The sequence below is a fragment of the Pseudomonas fluorescens genome (assembly GCF_902498065.1).
GTDB classification, from domain to species: Bacteria; Pseudomonadota; Gammaproteobacteria; order Pseudomonadales; family Pseudomonadaceae; genus Aquipseudomonas; species Aquipseudomonas fluorescens_BJ.
Genome location: NZ_CABVIR010000013.1, coordinates 1 through 19,091, shown reverse-complemented (window position 1 = coordinate 19,091; position 19,091 = coordinate 1). Strand labels below are relative to the sequence as shown.

17 protein-coding genes and 1 pseudogene are annotated in these 19,091 nt (G+C 60.5%); 9 read left to right on the top strand and 9 right to left on the bottom strand.

The features are described 5' to 3' along the window. Positions 1-50: 50 nt before the first annotated feature. Both F8N43_RS28785 and F8N43_RS28780 read right to left on the bottom strand, forming a co-directional pair. Entirely contained in the window at positions 51-875 is an 825-nt protein-coding gene (locus tag F8N43_RS28785; protein ID WP_150634180.1) for an alpha/beta fold hydrolase, read from the bottom strand. Positions 876-906: 31 nt separating this feature from the next. Then, positions 907-1,482: a flavodoxin family protein gene (locus F8N43_RS28780; RefSeq protein WP_150634181.1), complete on the bottom strand. Its 576-nt coding sequence runs from the start codon at positions 1,480-1,482 to the stop codon at positions 907-909. A 311-nt stretch (positions 1,483-1,793) separates the two neighbouring features. On the opposite strand from F8N43_RS28780, the gene F8N43_RS28775 reads away from it, so the two are divergent. Continuing rightward, positions 1,794-4,598: an ATP-binding protein gene (locus tag F8N43_RS28775; RefSeq protein ID WP_150654694.1), complete on the top strand. Its 2,805-nt coding sequence runs from the start codon at positions 1,794-1,796 to the stop codon at positions 4,596-4,598. On the opposite strand, the gene F8N43_RS28770 is transcribed toward F8N43_RS28775, so the two are convergent. Beyond that, entirely contained in the window at positions 4,563-6,047 is a 1,485-nt protein-coding gene (locus tag F8N43_RS28770; protein WP_150637173.1) for an ATP-binding protein, read from the bottom strand. The genes F8N43_RS28775 and F8N43_RS28770 overlap by 36 nt on opposite strands. A 178-nt stretch (positions 6,048-6,225) precedes the next feature. Further along, complete coding sequence (locus F8N43_RS28765) at positions 6,226-7,176, bottom strand: GlxA family transcriptional regulator (RefSeq protein WP_150637175.1); 951 nt, start codon at positions 7,174-7,176, stop codon at positions 6,226-6,228. 263 nt (positions 7,177-7,439) lie between these two features. Here F8N43_RS28765 and F8N43_RS28760 point away from each other — a divergent pair, with 263 nt between their 5' ends. Continuing rightward, entirely contained in the window at positions 7,440-8,162 is a 723-nt protein-coding gene (locus F8N43_RS28760) for a pirin family protein (protein ID WP_150634185.1), read from the top strand. Between the two features lie 106 nt (positions 8,163-8,268). Here F8N43_RS28760 and F8N43_RS28755 read toward each other — a convergent pair whose 3' ends face one another. Continuing rightward, positions 8,269-9,144, bottom strand: a complete 876-nt coding sequence (locus F8N43_RS28755; RefSeq protein ID WP_150637177.1) for a LysR family transcriptional regulator — start codon at positions 9,142-9,144, stop codon at positions 8,269-8,271. Between the two features lie 112 nt (positions 9,145-9,256). Here F8N43_RS28755 and F8N43_RS28750 point away from each other — a divergent pair, with 112 nt between their 5' ends. The 3 genes from F8N43_RS28750 (at position 9,257) to F8N43_RS28740 (ending at position 12,623) form a co-directional block, all read left to right on the top strand. After that, entirely contained in the window at positions 9,257-10,468 is a 1,212-nt protein-coding gene (locus F8N43_RS28750) for a YbfB/YjiJ family MFS transporter (RefSeq protein ID WP_150634187.1), read from the top strand. Positions 10,469-10,525: 57 nt separating this feature from the next. Then, positions 10,526-11,524, top strand: coding sequence for an NAD(P)H-quinone oxidoreductase (locus tag F8N43_RS28745; protein ID WP_150637179.1), 999 nt, complete (start codon positions 10,526-10,528; stop codon positions 11,522-11,524). A gap of 142 nt (positions 11,525-11,666) precedes the next feature. Beyond that, complete coding sequence (locus tag F8N43_RS28740) at positions 11,667-12,623, top strand: alpha/beta hydrolase (RefSeq protein WP_150634189.1); 957 nt, start codon at positions 11,667-11,669, stop codon at positions 12,621-12,623. Positions 12,624-12,626: 3 nt separating this feature from the next. On the opposite strand, the gene F8N43_RS28735 is transcribed toward F8N43_RS28740, so the two are convergent. From F8N43_RS28735 to F8N43_RS28725, 3 genes are all read right to left on the bottom strand, one after another. Continuing rightward, positions 12,627-14,441, bottom strand: coding sequence for an ABC transporter ATP-binding protein (locus F8N43_RS28735; protein ID WP_150634190.1), 1,815 nt, complete (start codon positions 14,439-14,441; stop codon positions 12,627-12,629). A gap of 123 nt (positions 14,442-14,564) precedes the next feature. Continuing rightward, positions 14,565-15,197, bottom strand: a complete 633-nt coding sequence (locus F8N43_RS28730) for a DUF6338 family protein (RefSeq protein ID WP_150634191.1) — start codon at positions 15,195-15,197, stop codon at positions 14,565-14,567. A 179-nt stretch (positions 15,198-15,376) separates the two neighbouring features. Beyond that, positions 15,377-16,384, bottom strand: a complete 1,008-nt coding sequence (locus tag F8N43_RS28725; protein WP_150654693.1) for an AraC family transcriptional regulator — start codon at positions 16,382-16,384, stop codon at positions 15,377-15,379. 166 nt (positions 16,385-16,550) lie between these two features. Here F8N43_RS28725 and F8N43_RS28720 point away from each other — a divergent pair, with 166 nt between their 5' ends. The 4 genes and pseudogenes from F8N43_RS28720 to F8N43_RS28705 all read left to right on the top strand — a co-directional run. After that, the gene (locus F8N43_RS28720; RefSeq protein WP_150634193.1) at positions 16,551-17,402 is read left to right on the top strand and encodes a 3-hydroxybutyryl-CoA dehydrogenase; all 852 of its coding nucleotides are present in this window, start codon (positions 16,551-16,553) and stop codon (positions 17,400-17,402) included. Then, on the top strand, positions 17,389-17,991 hold the full coding sequence (locus F8N43_RS28715) for a TetR/AcrR family transcriptional regulator (protein WP_150634194.1): 603 nt from the start codon (positions 17,389-17,391) through the stop codon (positions 17,989-17,991). The genes F8N43_RS28720 and F8N43_RS28715 overlap by 14 nt, the downstream gene beginning before the upstream one ends. Positions 17,992-18,154: 163 nt before the next feature. Next, positions 18,155-18,568, top strand: coding sequence for a VOC family protein (locus F8N43_RS28710; protein WP_150634195.1), 414 nt, complete (start codon positions 18,155-18,157; stop codon positions 18,566-18,568). A 56-nt stretch (positions 18,569-18,624) separates the two neighbouring features. Beyond that, positions 18,625-18,771: pseudogene (locus F8N43_RS28705) on the top strand (LysR family transcriptional regulator); the annotation flags it as partial. A gap of 8 nt (positions 18,772-18,779) precedes the next feature. Here F8N43_RS28705 and F8N43_RS28700 read toward each other — a convergent pair. After that, complete coding sequence (locus F8N43_RS28700; RefSeq protein WP_008032823.1) at positions 18,780-18,995, bottom strand: TOBE domain-containing protein; 216 nt, start codon at positions 18,993-18,995, stop codon at positions 18,780-18,782. Positions 18,996-19,091 lie beyond the last annotated feature (96 nt).

Sequence of the window (19,091 nt, the reverse complement as noted above, 5' to 3'; positions counted from 1 at the left end):
GCTCATCAGGAGCAAAAACGGCGCGGATCTGCGCCCGCGCCGAGGGCACATCAACCCTTGAGGAACGCCAGCAGGTCAGCGTTGAGCTGATCCTTGTGGGTGTCAGTCAAACCATGGGGCGCGCCGGGGTAGACCTTCAGCGTAGAACCTTTCACCAGTTTTGCCGAAGCAATGCCAGCGGCCTCGATCGGCACCACCTGGTCCGCATCGCCGTGCACTACCAACGTGGGAATGTCGAACTTCTTCAGGTCTTCAGTGAAGTCGGTTTCGGAGAACGCCTTGATGCAGTCATAAGCGTTCTTGTGGCCGGAGGTCATGCCTTGCATCCAGAACCAGTCGATCATGCCTTGTGACGGTTTCGCGTCAGGTTTGTTGAAGCCGAAGAACGGACCGCTGGCGAGGTCGATGTACAGCTGCGAACGGTCGACCAGGGACGCCTGACGAATACCGTCGAACACTTCGATCGGCAGGCCACCGGGATTGGCTTCGGTCTTGAGCATCAGGGGCGGCACCGAGGAAATCAGCCCGGCCTTGGCCACCCGGCCAGTGCCGTGACGACCGATGTAGCGCGCCACTTCGCCACCACCGGTGGAGAAACCGAACAGCACGGCGTCTTTCAGGTCCAGCAACTCGATCAATTGCGCCAGGTCATCGGCGTAGGTGTCCATGTCGTTGCCGGTCCACGGCTGACTGGAGCGGCCGTGGCCACGACGGTCGTGAGCGATCACCCGGTAGCCTTTGGAGGCGAGGAAGATCATCTGCGATTCCCAACTGTCGGCGTTCAGCGGCCAACCGTGGCTGAAAACGATGGGCTGACCGGTGCCCCAGTCTTTGTAGTAGATCTCGGTGCCGTCTCGGGTAGTGAACGTGCTCATGCGATGTCTCCTTAGCGAGGGTTGGGGTGATTCAAACCGGTGAGTGGCTCAGGCGTTCAGCCAGCCGCGCCACGCGTTCGCCCAGGTGCGCGGCGGTGCAGCGGTCTTCGGCGGGCGGTGCGAATTCGGGGGACTGTTCGACATTCGACTGCGCCATGGCGCCCAGCGAACTGCCGAGGCGGTTGAGTTGCCCGTCGAACACGCCGGTGCCGGAACGTGCCGGCAGCAGGTCGAGGCCGACCCAGATCATTGAGTGCTGCGCGGCGAACACCGCCATTTGCAGCAACGTGTTGAGTTTGTCGCCACACAGACAACCGGAATTGGTGAAGCCTGCCGCCAGTTTGTCGCGCCAGGGCTGGGCCAGGTAAAACGCTGCGGTGGCTTCCATGAAGCCTTTGAACGATGCCGAGGCACTGCCCATGTAGGTCGGAGCGCCGAAGATGATCGCGTCGGCATCGTGCAATCGGTCCCAGTGCTGATCCACGTCCTCAACCGAAATCAGCTGGCAAGTACTGCCCAGGTGCCGTTCCACACCTTTAGCCACGGCTTCAGCCATGACCCGGGTGTGCCCGTAGCCACTGTGATAGACCACCACCACGTTGCTCATTGCGGCGTCCTCATGACACATAAATCCCTTTTCAACACTCACACTTTTGGGAGTTGCAGTGTCAGAGTTTTGGGCGTAGACCGGACGCAGGACGAGTTAAACGTTGTTAATTTTCCCTGGTGCACCAAATGCCCCGGCAACGTCTTTGAGAGCGTCGTACCCAATAAATACGCAACTCATGACCTCTCTCGGGAAACCGCCAGTCCAGGCCAACACCCGAAAGTCACCGCGCCACGCATTGCACTGACGAACAAACCTGACGAATATGCTCGGAAACCGCGTTCCAGACGGCTGCAAGCAGGAGTGACCCGTTGACCCTTTCCCCCGTACAGGCCATCCATTTCGGCCCCTACCGGATCTATCCCGGACAACGCCTGGTGATGGAGGCCGACCAGCCCCTGCGCCTGGGTCGTCGGGCCATGGACATTCTGTTGATCCTTCTGGAACACGCCGGAAATGTGGTCAGCAAACAGGAACTGATCGCCGGGGTCTGGCCCAAAAGCGTAGTCGAAGACATCAATCTGCGGGTGCACATGGCGGCATTGCGCAAAGCCCTCGGCGACGGCCAGGCCGGCCAGCGATACATCGTCACCGTGGCCCAACGCGGCTACAGTTTTGTAGCGCCGTATTCGTTGGAGCACATCGAGCAACTTCCAGCGAATGAAGCCCCCACGCCCAGCGGCCACAACCTGCCGGTGCGTCGCACACGCATGATCGGTCGCCAGCCCCTCATCGACAGCCTGGTGCTCCAGTTGTCACGCCAGCGTTTCATCACGCTGGTCGGCTCCGGCGGCATCGGCAAAACCACCGTGGCCCTGCGAGTCGCCGAACAACTGATCGGGCGCTACCGCGATGGCATACGTCTGCTGGACCTGGCGCCGATCAACGATCCATTGATGGTCGCCGCGCATCTGGCGACGCTGCTCGAACTGTCGCTGCACGACGCCGATCCGATGAACGACCTCGCCACTTTTTTGCGCGACCGGCAGATGCTGCTGGTGATCGACAACTGCGAACACCTGCTCGACGCCATTGCCCAGTTGAGCGAAAACATCCTGCGTGCCGCGCCCGACGTGCACATTCTGGCCACCAGCCGCGAGAGCTTGCGGGCCGAGGGCGAATTTGTTCAGCGTCTCGAGTCACTGGACTGCCCGCCGCCCATCGCCGTGCTCGACCGCGCGCAGGCCCTGAGCTTTTCCGCCTTGCAGTTGTTTGTCGAACGGGCGATGGCCAGCCACGACAGTTTTGAATTGAGCGATGACGAGCTGCCGCTGGTGATTGAAATCTGCCGGCGCCTGGACGGTATTCCGCTGGCGATTGAATTGGCGGCGGCGCAAGTCGGCGGCCTCGGCGTGAGCGGATTGCTCACGCAACTGCAAGGCAGTTTTCGCCTGCTCACCCAGGGCTGTCAGACCACCTTGGGTCGCCATCAAACCTTGCGCGCCACGCTGGATTGGAGCTTCGAACTGCTGAGCCCCTGCGAGCAAACCTGCCTGCGTCGACTGGGCGTGTTCAGGGGTGGCTTCACCCTGGAGTCAGCAGCGGCAGTGATCGTCGGCGAACATATCGAACCTTGTGAGGTGTTTGGCTCGATCACACAATTGGTGGCCAAGTCGCTGCTGAATGTCGAGGTCGGCGACGAAGAAGTGTTCTACCGTCTGCTCGACACCACCCGCAGCTATGCCCTGGAAAAACTCGACCAGGCCGCAGACCTGCCGGGCACCCGCGAACGCCACGCCGAGCGTTGCCTGGCCTTGATGCATCAGGCCCAGCAGGACTGGGAGCTGATCGCGACGGCGACGTGGATCGAGCGTTATGCACGCAGCCTCGAAGATCTTCGCGCGGCCCTCGATTGGGGCTTGAACGCTCAAGGGCCGCAGGCATTGGCGATCCGCCTGGTTGCGACGTCGACACCGCTCTGGCAGGAAATGTCGCTGCTCAAGGAGCACGGCGTGTATGTGCGCAAAGCACTGGCCCTGCTGGACGCCGCACCCGAGCCCTGCCCTCGGCTGAAAATGGCCCTCAAACTGGCCCTCGGAAGCTCCTGCTACCACACCCAGGGCGGCACGGCGGAAACGGTCGAGGCCTTCGTCAGCGCCAGAACGCTGGCCAGACAGTGCAACGACCTGGCCGGTCAGTTGCGGGCGGTTTCCGGGCACATGGCGGTCAACCTCAGTTGCGCCAACTATCAAATGGCCCTGGAGCAGAGCCATCAGTTCGACCGGTTGGGGCTGCACGGCGACGCGGTGTTGTCCCTCAGCACGCACCGCTTACGAGTACTGGCGCTGCACTTTGCCGGGGATCAGGGCCAGGCACGGGTGAATGCCGAAGAGGTGCTCCAGCGCATGGCCCAGAGTGGACACCTCAACCGCTTCACCCACGGTTTTGGCGTGCAGTACGACCAGAGCGTCGCCGCCCTGACCATTCTGGCGCGCATCCTCTGGCTGCAGGGCCGGCCGGAACAAGCATGGCGCACCGCCCGGCAGGCGCTGGACATCGCGATTCAGATCAACCACGGCACGTCCATCTGCTACACCCTGGCGCTGGCCGGTTGCCTGATCGCCCACTACAACGGCGACACCCGCACCGCGCGCAAACTCCTGCACCTGCTGCTGGAACAAGCGCAAAAACACTCGGTGCTGCTGTTCTACACCTGGGCCATGCACTATGCACAGGTGATCGACCACACCGAGGTGCGCTCGTCCCTGCTGCCGGGCGTCGGGTTGATCAAAGACATCATGGTGACGCTGGACACCGGTTTCGTCGATGACGCCTTGCTGCTGCGGGCGGACACCGGCACGGCTGGCTGGAGCACGGCGGAAATTCTGCGAGCCAGGGCTGAAACGCTGCTGGCGCAAGAGTGCCCTTTGAACACCGAGGCGGCCGAGGCCGTGTTGATCAGGGCGTTGAACGTGGCCAACCATCAGGGCGCCCTCGCCTGGGAACTGCGCAGCGCCACTTCGCTGGCACAGCTTTGGCAACGTCAGGGCCGGCACCGGCAAGCCCATACGCTGCTCGCGCCGATCTATAACCGGTTCACCGAAGGGTTTGCCACGCCGGACCTGACGAAAGTCCGCCGGTTACTCGACGAGCTGCAGCGTCACCTGCCCGCTTGATACCCAGCGCGCCCGGCTGATGTAGCGGGCGTAACGCATTTCAACAGTGCGCAATTCACCACTGCCCTCGAGTTTCTCCAGAGCGTAGGTGCGGGTGGTGTTGAGGAAACGGTAGCGGGCCAGGCCGCTGCCCTGCTCCAGCGACAGCAATGATTTGAGCGCCAGACTTTCCACCCCTTCAATCAGCCGGGCAGGCAGCAACGCCGCGCAACTGATCACCCCGATCGCGGCGTCCAGCGTAAAAGCCATCTTGAACACCGACAGGCGCTGCAACACGGTTTGCTCCAGCGGACTCAACTGTTCATAGCTCCAGTCCAGCGCCGCTTTCAAGGTTTGATGCCGGGGCACGGCGGTGCGCCGGCCCTGAGTCAGCAGCTGAAAACAGTTATTCAATTGAGCTTGCACGCCCACCAGCGCCAACGCATCAATCTGTGCCGCCGCCAGTTCGATGGCCAGGGGCAAACCATCGAGCCGGCGACAGATTTCGCGCACAACCTTGAGGTCGTGTTCGCGCAGCACAAACCCTTGCTGACGAGCACGGGCTCGGCTGACGAACAACTGCACCGCCGAATAACCCATGGCTTCGGCCACACTGTTCAGCGCCGACGCCGGTGGCACCGCCAGTGGCGGCAAACGCTGGACCGTTTCCCCCTGCGCCTGGAGCGGTTCGCGACTGGTCACCAGGATCGACAGGCGTGGCGCCGCCATCAGCAAGTCCTCGACCAGTGTCCGGCAACGTTCGAGCAGGTGCTCGCAATTGTCGAGCACCAACAACGCATGACGTTGCGCCCATGTTTCCAGGTTGGTTCCGACGTCCAGTTCAAGCTTGCGGGTCAGATGATCGACCACCTGCGCGGGGTCATCGATCATCGCCAGATCCACCAGCCAGACGCCATCCTGATAATGCTGCAAGAGCAATTCGGCCACGCGCAAGGCCACGGTGGTCTTGCCGATGCCGCCGGGGCCGGTCAGGGTCATGAGGCGCCGAACCGGCAACTGGCGAACCAGACTGCCGACCATTGAGTCGCGTCCGGTCACCGGCGTCAGTCGTGCGGGCAGGTTGTGCTGAGTTTTCTGAACGGTTTCAATCGAGGCCAGCGTACTCGCCGGTACCCGCTGCACAGCCGCGATAAAGCTGTAACCGCGCTGGGGAATGTTGACGATGTAGCGCTGTCCGTTCTGCCCGTCGCCCAAGGCGCGACGCAGCGCGGCGATGTGCACGCGCAGGTTGATTTCCTCGACCACCGACGTCGGCCAGACGAGGGCGATGAGCTCGTCCTTGCTGACCACGTTGCCCGCGCGCTGGACCAGCACCTGCAGGATATCCAGGGCCCGCCCGCCCATGCGCAATGGCTGATCCCCGTCGAGGATCAGCCGTTGCCGCAGGTGGAACGCGTAAGGGCCGAATCGCAGCACCGCTTCGCTGTTCAAATCTCTGACGCTGTTCATACACGTCCACGTGCGCAAACCCGGGGCCGCTCAACGGATTGTCATTTCCATTGCGTGCCAGACTTGCGCACCTCCATTGCAAAGAGTTCACGGGTATCTTCGCAGGCCTCGGTAACAGAACAACTGCCACGGAGGGAGCGTCACGGCCATCACGGTGCGCACAACGGACAAAAAGGCTCTAGCTGAACTGTTCGCGGTACTGGGACGGGGTCAACCCGAGTTTTTCACTGAACAGAAACCGCATGTGCCGCACACTGCCAAAGCCACTTTTGAAGGCCACTGTCTTGAGCGGCAAGTCACTGGTTTCCAAAAGGTTTCTCGCACAGTCGATGCGTGCGCTCTGGAGAAACTCCATCGGTGTCATGTTCACTTCCCGGGCGAACACCCTGGCGAAATGACGTGGACTCATGGTGGCCAGGCCGGCCATGCGTTCAATGTTGAAGGCCTCGTCGAGATGCTCAAGCACATAATTCTGTACGCGCGTCACCGGCGTTTCGTGGGGGTCTACAGTCGCCATCAACGGGCTGAATTGCGCTTGCCCGCCCTGACGCTTCATCACCACCAGCAACACTTTGGCCACGTCCTGGGCGACTTTCTTGCCATGGTCTTCGGCAACCACCGCGAGTGCCAGGTCGATGCCGGCGGTGACGCCTCCGGAGGTGATGAGGTTGCGGTCCTGGACGTAAATCTGATCGGTCTCCACTGTCGCCCTCGGGAAGCCCTTGATCAGCCGTTCGGTGTAGTGCCAGTGGGTGGTGACACGGTAGCCGTCAATCAGGCCGGCATGCCCGAGCACGAATGCACCGGTGCAGATCGAGCCATAACGTTCGGCCCGTTTCACCGCACCTTTGAGCCAGCCGAGCAACGGCGGGTGTTTTTCGTTGTAGGCCCCCGGTCCACCCGGCACCAGCAACAGGTCATACGCCTGGTCCGCCTGATCGATGTGCACATCGGCCTGCACGCTGACACCGTTGGAGGCACGCAGCGCGCTGTGCTCGGTGCCGATGGTCGACAACTCGTAACGCTCGGCCGGGTCGAGATAACGATTGGCGATGGAAAACACCTCCATGGGCCCGGCCATGTCGAGCAGGAGAAAGTCAGGGAACAGCACCATTGCCACGGTTTTCATGGGTTCAAAATCACTGAAATCAAAAAAGAATACTGGCCATACACATAACCCTGTAGAAGCCGGCTTGCCGGCTCCTACAAGTTTATGTGCACGGCATGAAGTCTGTGCTTTGCATTATGGCCAAATGCGGCGCTAACAGCCTGCCTATTATTGTCAACCTGAAAGGGACAGTATTTCAATTTCCATCTACTTATTGCACAAAAGGATAAACATTAACCTTCTCCTCACTCGGACGAATCAACGTCCCCACAGGAGATTTCATCATGCTGACCCTTCGCAAAGCTTCCGATCGCGGCGCGGCCAATCACGGTTGGTTGAAGTCGTTCCATACTTTTTCCTTCGCCAACTACCGCAACCCCAAAGAGCAGGGTTTTTCCGACCTGCTGGTGATCAACGATGACCGCGTCGCGGCCGGTAAAGGCTTTGGCCAACACCCGCACCGCGACATGGAGATTTTCTCCTACGTGCTCGAAGGTGCCCTGGAACACAAGGACACCCTGGGCACCGGTTCGGTGATTCGCCCCGGTGACGTGCAACTGATGAGTGCCGGTAGCGGCGTGGCACACAGCGAGTACAACCACTCGGCGACCCGTGGCGTGCACTTCCTGCAAATCTGGATCGTGCCGGATGTCAGCGGCGCCAAACCGCGCTATCAGCAAGAGCATTTCAGCCCGCAGAAAAAACGCGGGCGTCTGCAACTGATCATCTCCCCCGAGGGGAAAAACGGTTCGCTGAAGGTGCGTCAGGATGTACGGGTGTATGCCGGCCTGATCGACGGCAAGGAAAGCGCCACGCTGGAACTGGCCGCCAATCGTTATGCCTACGTGCATGTGGCACGCGGCAGCGTCGAACTCAACGGCCTGCAATTGCAGGAAGGCGATGGCGTGCGGGTTCGCGATGAACAGTTGCTGACCTTGAACAATGGCGCGGAGGCCGAAGTGCTGGTGTTTGACCTGAGGCCTCAGGAACTGCCGGAAATGCCGTAATCTTGTGTGAAGAAATCGCCACCTCGCTTCGCTCGACAGTGTCTACAGGCCCACGCAAATCCTTGCAGGTGCTGTCGAGCGAAGCGAGGCGGTGATCTTTGAGCCGTTACTCGCCAGTCCCCGCAAACCCCGCAACAATCTCATCGATTACTACCCGCACCCTCGCGGTATGCCGCAAGTCCGCGTGCGTCACCAGCCACACGTCATACGGCACCGGTCGCGTGCGCTCCGGCCACAGCCTGACCAGCCCGTCGCGCTCGCCCATGTACACCGGAATCTCCCCCAGCCCGATCCCCGCCGCAATCGCCCAGCGCACCAGCAGCCCCGAACTCAGGCTCGAGACGATGCGCCCGCGCCCCAGCGGTTCCGAGACCAGCGTAATGTCCTTGTTGCCCTGCAAATACGGCTGATACACCACCAGATCATGCCCCTCGAACGCTGAACCCGGCGCCGGTACGCCATGGGCCTCCACATAGTCACGGGACGCGAACAGGCCCACCGGCCAACGCGCGATGCGTCGGGCGATCAGGTCAGGGTTATCCGGCCGGGTGTTGCGCACGGCGATGTCGGCTTCGCGTTTCGACAGGCTCAAAATCTGCGTCGAGGCGTCCAGTTGCACTCGCACATCGGGGTGCTGTGCATGCAAGCGGGCAATCGCCGGAATCAGGAAATCGATGGCCATGGAGTCCGTGGTACTGACCCGAACGATACCGGTCAGTCGATCATCGAGCCCCTGAATCTGGCGCTGCAACTCCAGAGCGGAATGCTCCATTTTTTCCGCGGCTTTCAACGCCGCTTCACCGACGGCTGTCAGCGCGTAACCCTCCGAGGTGCGCAGAAACAGCGTCGCACTCAGGGACTTTTCCAGCGCCGTGATCCGTCGACCGACGGTGGCCTGATCGACCCCCAGCACCCGCGCCGCGCCGCGCAACGTCGACTCCCGGCATACGGCCAAAAACACCCTGGTGTCATCCCAGTTCATACGATCCTCCACTGCTGCATATACGCATCACAATAACGCATAATCGCTGCGTTATTGCATCAATGAATCTGGATAAGCTGGGCACCATAGATAAACCTACAGGATGGCTCCCATGCTCAGCACCTCACCCCCCTCACGCAGCGCGATCTGGCTGCCGATTTTCGCCGGCCTCTGCGCCAGCCTGGTCAGCATCGGCCTGGCGCGGTTCGCCTACACGCCGCTGATTCCCTCGTTGATTCAGGCGCACTGGTTTTCCGCCAGCGACGTGGTGTACCTCGGCGCCGCCAACCTGGTGGGTTACCTGATTGGCGCGTTGATTGGCCATCCGCTGGCCCGCCGAACCTCCAACAAAAGCGCCCTGCGCCTGATGATGGTGGCGGTGACGCTGTCGTTTTTCGCGTGCGGCTTTCCGTTATCGGTAAGCTGGTTCTTCGGCTGGCGCCTGCTGTCGGGCGTCGCCGGCGGCGCGATCATGGTGTTGGTGGCCGCGACCGTGTTGCCGCACGTGCCAGCATCGCGCCGCGGGCTGGCCAGTGGTGCGATTTTTCTGGGCATCGGTTTGGGCATCGCCGGATCGGGAACCATTGTGCCGCCACTGTTGAGCCTGGGCTTGCAGAACACCTGGTTCGGTCTCGGCGCACTGGCATGGGTGCTGACGGCCGCCAGTTGGTTCGGTTGGCCGTCAGCCACGCCAGCGGCCATCGCTGCACCGTCCGCCGTACCATCGACGATGCCGACTGATCCGAACGTTTACCTGTTGTTCGCCCAATACGCGTTCATGGCTGCCGGGCTCGTACCCGCCATGGTGTTTCTGGTGGATTACGTCGCCCGTGGGCTCGGGGCAGGCGCGCATATTGGCGCGCTCATCTGGGTGATGTACGGCCTTGGCGCGATTATCGGGCCGGTGAGTTACGGTTTTCTGGCCGACAAACTGGGCGCACGGTTGAGCATTCGTCTGGTGCTGGCAGTGCAGGCAGTGGCGGTCGGTTTGCTGTCGATTTCCAGTTCCTTCACCGCGCTGGCCTTGCTGGCGGTGATCCTCGGCTCGTTCCCTCCAGGCATCGTGCCACTGGCGCTGGCCCGGGTTCACGAGCTGATCCCGAACCATCATCAGCAGCAGATTGCCTGGAGTCGCGCCACCGTGTCGTTCGCCACGTTCCAGGCGATTGCCGGGTTTGCCTATTCGGCGCTGTTCAATTCCAGCGGCGGGCATCACGCTCTGTTATTCATCATCGCGACGGGGGCCATTGTCGTCGCCCTGCTGTTGGAACAGGGCATGCGCTTGCTCAATCGTCGCAACCGACTGCAACCTGTATTGAGCTGAGTCGCCGACGGCTTGACGCGGTCCCACTTACTGAACATTCCCAGACAGGACACTCAGATGAATCTGCCCCAAACCATGACCCTGATCGAAATCACCGAACCCGGCGGCCCGGAGGTGTTAAAGCCACGTCAGGAACCCGTACCAACCCCGGGGCCGGGCGAGGTGCTGATTCGCGTGCACGCCGCCGGGGTCAATCGCCCCGACGTGATTCAACGGGCCGGCAAGTACCCGATGAAACTCGGCATGAGCCCGATCCCGGGTCTGGAAGTGGCCGGCGAAGTGGTGGTGGTCGGTAAAGGTGTCAGCGAATTTATCGTCGGCGACAACGTTTGCGCGCTGACTAACGGCGGCGGTTACGCACAATACTGCGTCGCGCCGGCCAGCCAGACGCTGCCGATTCCTCAAGGCATGGATTGGGTACACGCGGCGGCGGTCCCGGAAACCTTCTTCACGGTGTGGGCCAACCTGTTTGACATGGGCGGCGCCAGCAAAGGTCAGCGCGCATTGATTCACGGCGGCACCAGCGGCATCGGTACGACCGCCTTGATGCTGTGTCGCGAATTCGGCGTCAAGGCCTTCGCCACGGCGGGCAGCGAGGAGAAGTGCGCGGCGATCCGCACGTTGGGCGCCGAAGCGATCAACTATCGCGATCAGGATTTCGCCCAGGTCATCCAGGAGAAAACCGCCGGCAAAGGCGTCAATGTCATTCTCGACATCATGGGCGGCTCGTACCTGAATTCGAACATCGCGGCGCTGGGCATGGAAGGTCGACTGGTGATGTTGGGCTTTCTTGGCGGCGCCCACGCCAAGGACGTCGATCTGATGGCAATCATGAGTAAACGCGCCATCGTGACAGGCTCGTTGCTGCGCCCACGGACCGTGGAAGAAAAAGCCTCGATCGCCGAGCAGCTACGTGAGTATGTCTGGCCTGTGCTCGCCGCCGGGCGCTGTCTGCCGATGATCGACAAGGTGTATCCATTGGCCGAGGCGGCACAGGCTCATGCGCGGATGGAGGGTGGCGAGCACATTGGAAAAATTGTGTTGCGGGTGGATTGATCTGCAATTGGAGCAACACCGCCCCTTGTAGGAGCAAGCTTGCGCCAACAAGGGGATTTGGTGAACGACTGTCGAATTGTTTCCCGGCGCCAACTCGCTTCTGTTAAAAACCGAACTTCAGTTTTTACCGGTGGATCACCCGATGCCCTCCTCCCTGCTCACACGCCTGCGCCGACGCTGGCTGCCCTTGCTGTGCATGGTCGCGCTGATTGTCGGCCTGCCGGTGAGTTGCGGCGTACTTGAGCACACCGAGCGCGAGCTGCTGTTCCGTATCGAACCGGGCACGGCGGGCTGGTATCGCGGTTTGCCGAAGGACGTTCAAGAGTTCGACATCAAGCCCGTCAACTTCAAAGGCGGGCAGAACCTGCATGCCTGGTGGTGGCCGGCCGTACGCCGGGATGCGCCGTCGATTCTCTATCTGCACGGTGTGCGCTGGAACCTCACCGGCCAGGCGTTTCGCATCGAACAATTGCGTGCCATGGGCTATTCCGTATTGGCCATCGACTACCGCGGGTTTGGCCAGAGCAAAGGCGATCTGCCGTCGGAAGCCAGCGTGTATGAAGACGCGCGAGCCGCCTGGGAACGCTTCACAACGATGCAACCGGACGCCAGCAAGCGCCTGATCTATGGCCACTCCCTCGGAGGCGCGGTAGCCATCGACCTCGCGGCAGACTTGGCCGCACAGGCGAAAAAGGACCATGTTCCCGTCCCCGTGCGCGGCCTGGTGATCGAATCCACGTTCACGTCACTGGGTGATGCCGTGGCGCAAGTGGCCGAAAGCAACCTGCCGGTGAAATGGCTGCCGGTACGCTGGCTGCTGTCGCAGAAATTCGATTCCATCGACAAGATCGTCGACATCGACATGCCGTTGCTGGTGGTGCATGGCCTGGCCGATACATTCATGCCCTCGCGATTCAGCCAGCAATTGTTCAACGCCGCCAGCGAACCCAAGCACCTGTTGTTGGTGCCGGGTGGCACGCACAACAACAGCATGAGCCTTGGCGGCACCCAGTATCGGCAGGCACTTGAAGGTCTGATGAAAGTAAAACCGCCACAAATGGCCGGGCAGGCGCTGTCTCGCGGTTCTCAGGACTCCTGACAATTAGCGATAACCTTGCGCCTGCAAGTTGAACAATTGTGCATAACGCCCGCCCGCGGCCACCAGACTGGCGTGATCGCCGCGCTCAAGGATCGCGCCCTGATCCAGCACGATGATGTGGTCGGCATTGCGCACGCTGGAAAAACGGTGGGAAATCAGCAGCGTCATGCGGCCTTCGGTCTGCTCGCTGAAATGCTCGAACACCGCCGCTTCCGCCGCCGGGTCGAGGGCTGAGGTCGGCTCATCCAGAATCAGAATATCGGCATCACGGCGCATGTAAGCGCGGGACAAGGCGATCTTCTGCCATTGACCGCCGGACAGTTCCTGCCCGCCGGCGAACCAGCGACCCAACTGCGTTGCATAGCCGCGATCCAGACGCTCGATGAAAGGTGCGGCCATGCCCTCTGCGGCGGCCGCCTGCCAACGCTGTTCATCGTTGAACGCCAGGGTGTCACCGACGCCGATGTTCTCGCCCACGGAGAACTGGTAGCGAATATAGTCCTGGAAAATCACGCCGATGCGCCGGCGCAGCGCATCTTCTTCCCACGTCTGCAAATCGCTGCCGTCCAGCAGGATGCGGCCCTGATCGGGACGGTACAGACGGGTCAGCAACTTGATCAGGGTGGTCTTGCCCGAACCGTTCTCCCCCACCAGCGCCACGCTGTGTCCCGGCACGAGATGCAGATCGATACCTTCCAGCGCCGCGCGACTCGCACCCGGATAGCGGAACCCGACGTTCTCGAACCGCAGACCATCGCCGGGCAGCGCCCCCACTTTCAGGCTGCCCGTGTCGGCCGCCACGGGCTCGGCCAGGTATTCGTAGAGGCTCGACAGATATAGCCCGTCTTCGTAAAGACCACTGATGGCGCTCAAGCTGCTGCTCACAGCCGTCTGCCCCTGCTTGAACAGCACCAGGTACATGGTCATCTGGCCGAGGGTGATGCTGCCGTGGACGGTGTCGACCACCACCCACGCATAGGCCAGATAAAACGCCCCCGTGCCCAGCAATCCCAGCACAAAGCCCCAGCCATCGCGGCGCAAGGTCAGCCGACGGTCTTCAGCGTAAAGACGCGCGAACGTGTCGCGATAACGCTTCAGCAGCAGCGGCGCGAAGCCGAACAGTTTGACCTCTTTGATGTAGCCCTCGTGGGACAGCAGCGTCTCGATGTAATTCTGCTGCCGACTCTCCGGTGCACGACGGGTGAACAGCCTGAACGCATCCCCGGAAAAATGCGCTTCGGCAAAAAATACCGGTAGTGCGCCGACCACCAACAGCACCAGCGCCCACGGCGAAAAATGCACCAGCAACACACCGAAACTGATCAGCACGATCAGGTTCTGGATCAGCCCCAGCGACTTCATCACCAGCGCCAATGGCCGGGTGGACGCTTCGCGCCGCACTCGCACCAGCTTGTCGTAGAACTCGGAATTCTCGAATTGCACCAGCGACAACGTCTGGGCCTTCTCCAGAATCATCGTGTTGACCTTCTGCCCCAACTGCACTCGCAACAGCGATTGCTGAACCGACAGCGCTCGTTGAGTCCCGGACAGCAACGCGAGCACACCGGCTTCGAACAGCACGTAACGCACCACCGGCCACAACGGCGCACTGCCCTCTTGTGCATGCAATTGCATGGCGAAAACCACTGCATCGACAATGCGCTGGCCAAGCCAGGCAGCCAATGCCGGGAGTACACCCGCGATCAGGGTCGCCAGCACCAGGCCCAGAAACAACCCGCGAGAAGTGGCCCAGACCAGGAGCAAGGCGCGTCTGGCCTGATCGAGCAATGAGGTGATGCGGGAAAGGGTCGCAGGCATGTTTATCGGTTGCGCCTGCGCGGTTTCTCGGAGGCTCTTCTTGAAGGGGGAGGACCGATTGGAATCACCAATCCGGGGGGGGGAGGACCACCATTATCCCAGTCCTCCATTAACCGCCTTAGCTCAGGCGGCATTACGTTCGGCATTTTGCTCATTTGATCCCCCTATTGTTGTTGCAAATTCGACCCACTGTACTTTTGAAGCATCGATAACAATAACCTTGGCCCTGACAGGCAACGGATTGCCGTGGTTATCAATCCAGCGAGGAAACTCGAGAACAAACTGCCCGTTTGAAGGCTCCGATGGCCATTCGCTTGGCCAGCCAAACAGGCGCTTCCCTCCGATCAAATGCAATATCACGAATCCCTGCCTCGATAAAAAAGCACTGTACCACTCGCACGGAAACGAATTTTGAGTGGTGACTTTCAGCTTCCTGAGTAACGCATGAAGCTTGTCGCTGTTCGCGACGTGACACGAAAGAAATCCCATCACCACCGCAATCACGGCTGACCATAAAGCTTCCGACTTCTTGTCCCACGCGCCGACTGAAAAAAAGTGCTCCCCCGCTAAAAGCAGCAACGATCCTAAACCGACAACCAGCGACTGAATCACAAACGTGAAAATCAGTGCCTGGACTATCTGTCCAAAGGTATCCGGGCGCTTGAATGCCGTGAGCGCGTAGAAAATCCAGGCAGCCAAAAACCCCGGAAGCAAATACTGAAGTAACGGAATTACCTCCTTGACCAAGCCATCCATGCCATTTCCAATCCATTGAAAAGTTCGACCGAGCGCAAATTAATAACTCACATCGACGGCTCATGTCATCCGCTGTTCCTGTGCTGTCGTGACAAGAGATTTCAGGTTAAAAAGCACGGAAAATTCGTACAAACAACCGAGAACAATCAGATAAAAACTCAATCTGACTCCCACGCCATCTACTCCAAAAACCGCGCCCGATACCGTCCCGGACTCTCCCCCGTCCACTTCTTGAACGCCCGGTGAAACGCACTTGGCTCCTGAAACCCCAACTGTTCGGCAATATCGCCAATGCTCGCGTTGCTCAGCCGCAATTGTTCAAACGCAACCCCGCGTCGCACTTCGTCCTTGATCTCCTGATACGAACACCCTTCCCGCTCCAGTTTGCGGCGAAAAGTGCTGGGGCTCAGATGTTGCTCCAGGGCGAAGGCCTGCAAGGTCGGCCATTGGCTGTAATGGCTGTTGCGCAGGCGCTGGTGAACTTGTGACGCGAGCCCATGCTGGTTGCGAAAGCGGATCACCAGCCATTGCGGCGCGGTGCGTAAAAACACTTTCAGCGAGGCCAGGTCCTGAACGACGGGCAGGCGCAGGTAGTGGCTGGCGAACTCGATCTCGGTGCGTTCGGCACCGAAGGTCAGATTGGGACCCCAGAGCAAACGGTCATCGCTGAGGGACACGCGCTCATGGCGGAAGTCCGCACGGTCGATGGGGATGCGTCGCCCGCCCAGCCAGCACAGCAGGCTGATCATCAGCACCAGAAAAGTCTCTTCGCCCAAGCGTGCGACGTCGTTGTTTTGCGCGTGAGTCTCCAGACTGATGACTGCACGCTTGCCGCGCACCGTCAGCGTGCCGCGAAAGTCGCGCAGGAACAGGGAGAAGTTGCTCAGGCACTGACGCATGGCTTTGTGCAGGTCGGGCTCCTGAATCAATGCGCGGCAGATCAGGGCGAAGCTGCCCGGGGGCATGCCGTGCGAGTCGAGCCCGAAGAACTCATCGTCCAGTTCGCGGATCTGGATCAGCCATAACGCAGCGAACGCACTGGCCGGCACCCGCGCCACCGGTTGCTCGATCAACGCGGGGTCGATACCGGCCTGTTCCAGCGCCGCCCTGCGCCGCTGCGAATTGTCCCCCAGCCCATGGATCATCGCCTGTACGAAATAGGCGGCCACCGAGTCCTTTTCCCGCATCTGAACGCTTCGCTCCCCATCACCCGAATGGCAAAAAACACCAGCACCCTTGAACAGTTTCGGCATAGGACAACCGCCCCGCCGGTTCTAGACTCGCGGCCAATAGTACGCCTTCGACCGCTACGACGGCCAAGGTATCGCAGGGTTTGATCGGAAGGACGGGTATATGAATCTGCAAAACATTGGCGTGATCGGCGCAGGCACCATGGGCAACGGTATTGCACAAGTCTGCGCCCAAGCCGGCTTCAACGTGACCTTGATCGATATCTCCGAAAGCGCGCTGCAAAAAGCTGTTGCGACCGTTGGAAAGAACCTCGATCGGCAAGTTGCCAAGGACACGCTGACGGAAGTCGAAAAGTTCGCCGCCCTCGACAGGATCCGCACCAGCACCGATTACAGCAGCCTGCACAACGTGCAACTGGTGATCGAAGCCGCCACCGAAAACCTCGACCTGAAACTGCGCGTGCTGCAACAGATCGCCGCGCAGGTCAGCACTGAATGCGTGATTGCCTCCAATACGTCGTCGCTGTCGATTACCCAACTTGCCGCCAGCGTCAGCCAGCCTGAGCGATTCATCGGCCTGCATTTCTTCAACCCGGTGCCTGTGATGGGCCTGATCGAAGTGATCCGTGGCCTGCAAACCAGCGACGCGACCCACGCGCTGGCGCTGGACATGGCCACCACCCTGGGCAAAACCGCGATCACCGCCGGTAACCGTCCAGGCTTTGTGGTCAACCGGATTCTGGTGCCGATGATCAACGAAGCGATCCTGGTGTTTCAGGAAGGCCTGGCCAGCGCCGAAGACATCGACGCTGGTATGCGCCTGGGTTGCAACCAGCCCATCGGCCCGCTGGCGCTGGCGGATTTGATCGGCCTGGACACCGTGCTGGCGATTCTTGAAGCCTTCTACGACGGTTTCAACGACAGCAAATACCGCCCGGCGCCACTGCTCAAGGAAATGGTCGCCGCCGGCTACCTGGGACGCAAAACGGGGCGTGGCTTCCATGCCTATGCCTGAGCGTTGCTCACGTTTCGCCGAGTACCGCGACAAAGTGCTGGAGCTGTTTGCCAGCAAGGGTTTCGGTCAGGTCGGCATGCGTGAGCTCGCGACGTGCCTGGGGCTCGCCCCGGGCTCGTTGTATCACCATTACCCCAGCAAACAGCACTTGCTGCTCGACCTGATCGAGGAGTTCTACGAAGAGCTGTTGGCAACCCTGGGGCGCATCGAGCAAAAGGCTTCGGCAAAACGCGACAGGTTAAACAGCCTGATCCGCGCGCACCTGAACCTGCATCAGGAAATGCCCTGGCACTTTCGCCTGGTCGAGCGCGACAGCGGCTGCTTGAATGACGAGCAGCAAGCACGCGTTCGGCAGTTGCGCGAGCAGTACGAACGCAAATTGCTGCTGATGCTCGGAACAAAATCCCGTCTCAGCGAACAGGGGCAACATGCCGCCGGGCATGCTATCGCCAACCTGCTCAACAGCGCACCCGGCTGGCTGGCGCAACATGCGTTGGATGAGCACGAGCGTGACGAGCTGCTGGAAAATCTCGTCGGTGGGGCCATTGAGCGTTTACTGCGCCCGTCGGTGACTCGCGTAGCCGCCTGATGCGCCATTGCGGGAAGCCATAAGCCGCACCGCCGCAATAGGAAAAACATCTAAACCAATGTTGCCAATTCCCGCCTCTAACGCTTTGCTATGGAGTCCAACTGCCGCAGAGCCGGAGGTGAAACGCGCCTTCCTCTGCCTCCTTTGTCATCGGGAGTAAAACATGAAAATCAATCCCTACCTGATCTTCAACGGCGACTGCAAAGCCGCCTTCACCTTCTATGCCCAAGCCCTGCAAGGCCAGCTCGACGTCATGATGACCTTCGGTGAAAGCCCGGCGCGTGAGCACTTTCCTGCAGACCTGCACAACTTGATCATCCATACCCGTCTGTCGGTGGGCGACCAGGCGATCATGGGCTCGGATACCACACCTGACCGCCCCACGGATGACATGGCCGGTTGCTCGGTATCGCTGAACGTCGACAGCATTGCCGAGGCGGAACGAGTCTTCAGCGCACTGGCGCAAGACGGCAGCGTGCCAATGCCGCTGGAAGCGACCTTCTGGGCCGCGCGCTTCGGGATGCTGGTCGACCGGTTTGGCGTGTCGTGGATGGTCAATTGCGAAAAGGATCAGTGAACCTGAAGGCATGAAAAAGCCCGACCTGAAAAGGCTGGGCTTGCTGGAAACTCCAGGACCTGCGTGTGCTGGGTGAACATGATGGGTTGCCGCGATTGCCGGACCTCACCTGGTACCGTTGGATCCGGCCTGACACCGCCAACCTGATCGTGCGCAAGGCCTATGACCTGATTCGCGCGAGCCAGGGCTTGTCGTTTTCTTGAAAGTCGATTCAGAGCTTGGCAATCGAGACCTCGGTCGATTTGACGAAGGCGATGACTTCGCTGCCCACCCTCAATTCAAGATCGCGCACCGAACGGGTGGTGATCACCGAGGTGACAATCCCTGAAGCGGTTTGCACATCGATTTCCGAGACCACTTCGCCTTCGACGATTTCCTTGATGACGCCCTTGAACTGGTTGCGAACGTTGATCGCTTTGATGGTCATGATGCAGCTTCCTGTGTGATATCGAACGCATCCGAGCGGATGTGCAGGCACTCAAAGTGCACCTCCCGGAACGACATTAAAAGGAATATATAATTA